This window comes from Carboxylicivirga linearis, assembly GCF_018271995.1.
Lineage (GTDB): Bacteria > Bacteroidota > Bacteroidia > Bacteroidales > Marinilabiliaceae > Carboxylicivirga > Carboxylicivirga linearis.
Genome location: NZ_JAGUCO010000132.1, coordinates 1 through 610, shown reverse-complemented (window position 1 = coordinate 610; position 610 = coordinate 1). Strand labels below are relative to the sequence as shown.

At 40.7% G+C, this 610-nt stretch carries 2 protein-coding genes; both read left to right on the top strand.

Features of this window, described 5'->3' with window-relative positions; genetic code table 11:
• Positions 1-158 precede the first annotated feature (158 nt).
• Positions 159-335, top strand: a complete 177-nt coding sequence (locus KEM10_RS24015; protein ID WP_170154413.1) for a hypothetical protein — start codon at positions 159-161, stop codon at positions 333-335.
• A gap of 12 nt (positions 336-347) precedes the next feature.
• The coding region (locus tag KEM10_RS24010) for a hypothetical protein (protein ID WP_212221007.1) at positions 348-610 on the top strand (263 nt) is incomplete at its 3' end.

Genomic DNA, 610 nt, shown 5'->3' with positions numbered 1-610 from the left:
AAGATTGCAAACATCGTTGGCTTATGCCTTGACAAAGCGGAGCTGATTAATAAAACCCTCCTGTTCCTGAACCAAGCCGTGAATGGCATATCAGAACAGGAACCGGAGAACTCAGAGTTTGATAACGAGGATTTAGATAACGATTAAAACATACGATTATGAGAAAGTTTAAAGTAGGAATCACCATTGAAGCTGACAGTACCGAAGTAGTTCAGCAAGTAGGAAACCTTTTGCAAAATGCAGTCAACAAAGTTGAGCAACAGGACATGATTAAGCTTCTGACCAAGGTTGCCAAGAACCCAAAAATTGTAAAGACCGCATTACGATACATCTAAAATTACAGCACCGTGCAACAGTTACCACCAGTAAATAAAGCAACATTAATAGCCAACGGCATTAAATACGGATTGCCCATTTTGGGGGTTGGAATCGGTATTTACGCTGTTAAGAAGCTATTGTTTAAAAAGAATCCTGATGGCACTTCATCAAGGGTTGCTCCATCAATAAAGGATACAGTTATCGACAGGCAAAACCTGACGATTTCTGCTTCTGATGCTGCTTTATATGCCAATACGCTGTACGGTGCAATGCTCGACTTTGGTACAGATGA

Coding starts and splice junctions, on each gene's coding strand:
- KEM10_RS24015 (WP_170154413.1), top strand. CDS start 159: ATGAGAAAGTTTAAAGTAGGAATCACCATTGAAGCTGACAGTACCGAA.